At 68.4% G+C, this 4,466-nt stretch carries 1 protein-coding gene and 2 pseudogenes; 2 read left to right on the top strand and 1 reads right to left on the bottom strand.

Features of this window, described 5'->3' with window-relative positions; translation table 11 throughout:
- Nucleotides 1-295: 295 nt before the first annotated feature.
- The gene (locus tag G518_RS0126260) at nucleotides 296-3,817 is read left to right on the top strand and encodes an IPTL-CTERM sorting domain-containing protein (protein WP_028605021.1); all 3,522 of its coding nucleotides are present in this window, start codon (nucleotides 296-298) and stop codon (nucleotides 3,815-3,817) included.
- A 170-nt stretch (nucleotides 3,818-3,987) separates the two neighbouring features.
- Nucleotides 3,988-4,212 (top strand): annotated as a pseudogene (locus G518_RS37110) (RBBP9/YdeN family alpha/beta hydrolase); the annotation flags it as partial.
- A 126-nt stretch (nucleotides 4,213-4,338) separates the two neighbouring features.
- Here the strand turns inward: G518_RS37110 and G518_RS41580 are convergent.
- A pseudogene (locus G518_RS41580) lies at nucleotides 4,339-4,466 on the bottom strand (IS5 family transposase); the annotation flags it as partial.

Consider the following 4,466-nt stretch of genomic DNA (forward strand, 5'->3'; position numbering starts at 1 on the left):
TTCATGCTCGGGCTGCCTTCGACCAGCGGGCGCGCGCCCATCAGAAAGAAGCTGTCCATCGCCACCATCACCTCCTGGCACCATTGCAGCGCAGACCGGACGAGTGCGCATCGGGACTGCTACCAGTTATGCAGCGGTCTTGATAGGTAACCAAATCATCTAATATGATCAGGAGCGTAAGGTGTAATTGGTGGTGTGTGAGCATTGCCATTGCGTTAACGAGTCCGGGCTTCGCGGTGCCCTCTTTGGGGAGGGGGGGCGAAGGCTCGGGAGAATTACCGAGGGGAACCCTGTCATGAGCATTCGTTTGTTTTCAGAGGCGTGCACTGCGCCGTCGGCGAGTCCTTCAGCCCGGCCCGCGCTGCGCCGTGGTTTCTGGGCTGCGCTGGTAGCCGCTCCGTTGTTGTGCGCGGCGGGCGGTGCCTGGGCGCAGAGCGCGGACCTGGTGCTCGCCAACCACGTCGTCACGCCCGACCCGGTGCCGGCCGGCGGTATCGCCACCATCACCATGACGGTGCAGAACAACGGCACCGGCGCCGCCAGCAACGTCGTGCTGACCGACACCATTCCGGCCGGCTCCACCTTCGTGGACATGAGTGCTAGCGACGGCGGCACCTGCACCGCCAGCGCGCCCTACCACTGCGACTGGGCTTCCATTCCCTTCCCCGGCTCGCGCACGGTCACGCTGCGCGTGCGGCTGCCCAGCGCACAGGTGTGGACGAATGCGGCCACGGTCACCTCCAGCACCGCCGACCCGAACCAAGGCAACAACAGCCTGAGCCGCACCATCACCGTGCAGCAGGCGGCCGACCTGGCCGTCACCGCCACCAGTTCGGCCGGCGGCACCATTGCCGCGGGCACACCCTACACCTACACGCTGAACGTCGCCAACAACGGCCCCGACCCGTTGCCGGCCGGCCAGTCGCCCACCGTCACCTTCAACGTGCCGTCAGGCTCGTCCATCACCTCGCGGCCTGGCGGAACGGGCTGGGACTGCCAGCCCGCCAGCGGCTACCCGCTGACCGATGAGCCGGGCCCGCCCGTCGGCGCCCAGATCACCTGCACCCGCAGCGACGGTCTGGCCAATGGCAGCAGCTTCCCGCCCATCACCGTGAACGCCGTCGGCAACGTCACCGGCGCCGTCGACGCCACGTTCGACGTCTCGTCCAACTACCTGGACGGCAACACCACCAACAACACCGCCACGGTGAGCCAGCCGCTGAGCGCCGGCACCGACATGAGCATCCGCAAGACCGTGGCCCTGGCCGCGGGCACCAGCGGCACCCAGGCCACCTTCACCCTGCGCGCGCGCCAGGAAGGCGGCGCCGCGCCCACCGGCGTGGTCGTGACCGACACGCTGCCGGCCGGCATGACCTACGTGAGCCACAACGCGCCGGCGCCCTGGAACTGCACCTGGGCGGCACCGCTGCTGACCTGCACCTACCCCGGCACCTACACCGGCGGCGCGTTCACCGACCTGCCTGACATCCAACTGGTGGCCGACGTCACCGCCACCGGCACCATCCCCAACACGGGCCACGTGACGGCCACGCCGCCCGACCCGAACGGCACCAACAACAGCAGCACCGTCGAAGTCACCAACACGGCCGACCTGCGCATCACCAAATCGGCCAGCCTCAGCCCGGTGGTGACGGGCCAGCCTTACAACTGGAACATCGTGGTCGCCAACTACGGCCCCATGCCCGTGCTGGCGGGCCAGTACATCACAGTGACGGAGACCATTCCCGCCGGCATGACGATAAACAGCGCCAGCGGCACTGGCTGGGCGTGCTATTCCGACGCTGGCTATGCCACGGCAGCGGTGTACCCGGTAGCCGGTGGCGCCACCCTCTACTGCCGGCAACTGCGCACGTCCAACCTGGGATTCAACGCCACCAACGGCACCGCTACGAATACGCTGACGCTGGCAGCAGTCAACACCGTCGCCGGTTCGCTGAACAACAGCGCCTGTCTGGGCTTGAGCGGCAACGGCCCCAACGAAGCCGGTGGCGCGCCCGACTTCCAGCGCAACTGCCACGGCGTCGGCACCAACGGCACCCTGCCCGAGAACTCCGCCGACCTGGAGATCGTGAAGACCGTGGTGGGCCCCAACCCCGTGGTGGTGGGCCAGCCCCTGACCTACCGCCTGGTGGCCCGGAACCTGTCCACGTCCGTCAACGCGACCCAGGTGCACGTGTACGACACCGTCAACAACCTGCGGAACATCGCCGGCTTTCCGGGCTTGGTGTCCGTGACGACGACGCAGGGCACCTGCGCGCCCGCCACGCCGGCCAGCGTCACCTCGGCCAGCATCGACTGCAACCTGGGCACGCTGAACGCGGGCGCCTCCGCCACGATCGACATCACGATCCGTCCCAACAACACCACGGCGACGGACCTGACGCGCGGCAACACGGCCACCGTCAATTCGCTGGACGTGGGTGACCCCAACCGCGCCAACAACACCTCGACCGTTTCCAGCGTGGTGCAGCCGCGTGTGGACATGACGGTCAGCAAGTCCGTCAACCCCACCCCGGTGCGCGTGGGCCAGCCCATGACGTACACGGTCACGGCCAACAACGCCGGGCCGTCGGAGGCGACCAACGTCCGCATCACCGACGTGATGCCGCCCAACACCGCCTTCATCAGCGTCGGCACGCCGTCGAACGGCGGCACCTGCGGCACCGTGCCTGCGGCCGATTCCACCGGCGGCACGCTGGAGTGCACCTGGGCCTCGGTGCCCGCGGGCGGCAACCGTACCGTGACCTTCACCGTCCGTCCGCTCGAGGCGGCGCTGGGCGGCGGCACCACCGGCACCATCAACAACACGGTCACCGTGGCCACCGACAGCACGGAAACCAACCTGGACAACAACTCGGCCAGCATCCCGGCCGAAGTGATCGCGTCCCTGGTGGACATCCTGGTGCAGAAGACCGACAGCGTGGATCCGGTGGTGCTGGGCGCGACGACCCGCTACACCATCACCATCCGCAACGCCGGGCCGTCCTACGGCACCAACCTGGTGATGACCGACACTTTCCCCAACGCCGGCAACACCGCGCGCTTCAGCTACCAGGGCGGCCTGACGGCCACCGCCGCGGGCACCGCTGTCACGCCGGTGTGCACGGAGCCGGCCATCGGCGCCATCAGCGGCACGCTGACCTGCACCTTCCCGACCATCGCCGTCGGCGCGGCCAACGAAGTGGTGCTGCAATACGACATGCGGGCCGAGAGCATCGTCACCGCCGGCGACTACTCGGGCACGCAGGGCAACCACGTTGCCGTGGCGGTGGCCGAGAACGAGACCGAGATGGGCAACAACCAGGTCGATGAAGACACCACCACCCGCCGCGAGGCCGTTCCCACCGACCTGGGCCTGACCAAGGCAGTGGACAAGGCCACGATGGCCGCTGGGGAGCAGGTGGTCTATACCCTGACGGTGCGCAACAACGGCCCGCAGGAAAGCCGCGGCGCCCAGGTCATCGACACGCTGCCCGCCGGCATGAGCTTCGTCGCGTCGCCCGACGGCTGCGTGAACAGCGCCGGCACGGTGACCTGCGCCGTGGGCACGCTGCCCGTGGGCGAGACCCGCGTCTTCACCTTCACGGCGCAACTGGCCGACCCGTACAACGGCCCCGCCGCGCTGGTCAACAACGCGCGCCTGGACGCGCCCGGCGACATCGATCTGAGCAACAACGAGGACGAGGTCACCACCCGCGTGCCTCCGCCCAGCACGCCCATCCCGACGCTGTCGCAGTGGGGCCTGATCCTGCTGTCGCTGCTGATGGCCGGCTTCGCCCTGCGCCGCCGCGTGTAAGCGCCTCGCCGCACAGACGCCAAGGCCGCATCGCCGCCGCCGCGCCCGCCAGGGCGTTGCGGCGGCGTTTTTTTGGGACCGCGGCTGGGGCAGAATGGCTGTTAGCAATATTGGCAGAATCGACCTCTAGCCTATATGAGACAAGCGCAAGCAGCTATCCAAGTAATAGCATGAATCCTTCCGACATCCTCCTGCTGCCCGGCTGGCAGGACTCCGGCCCTGGCCACTGGCAGACGGCCTGGGAGCAGCGGCACGGCTGCACGCGCGTGGCGCAGCACGACTGGATGCGCCCGCTGCGCGGCGACTGGACGGCGCGGCTGCAGGACGTGGTGCTGGCCCGCCCCGGCCCGGTGGTGCTGGCCGCGCACAGCCTGGGCTGCCTGCTGGCCGCGTGGTAAGACCGTTGCATAACCCACCCATGAGCGCGCAAGGTTGTTGTTGCTGAATCTGAGTAGCGTTTTCGATCCCGGCCGGCCGGCTCTTTTGTCTCGGGGCTGCTTTCGCAGCCCCGCTTGCCCCGCTCAGGGCGCACCGACCCCCGCCATTTCCATGCTTTTGAGCTTGCGGTGAGCCTTCAGCAGGTTCATCCCCAGTGCCGCCCAGCACATCTGCGCCTGCACCTTGGCCGTGCCGAAGTACCGCGCTCGGG

It is taken from the genome of Ottowia thiooxydans DSM 14619 (assembly GCF_000422885.1).
Taxonomy (GTDB): domain Bacteria; phylum Pseudomonadota; class Gammaproteobacteria; order Burkholderiales; family Burkholderiaceae_C; genus Ottowia; species Ottowia thiooxydans.

Bases quoted from the DNA above. Each gene is read 5' to 3' on its own strand.
- G518_RS0126260 (WP_028605021.1), top strand. From the start codon at position 296: ATGAGCATTCGTTTGTTTTCAGAGGCGTGCACTGCGCCGTCGGCGAGT.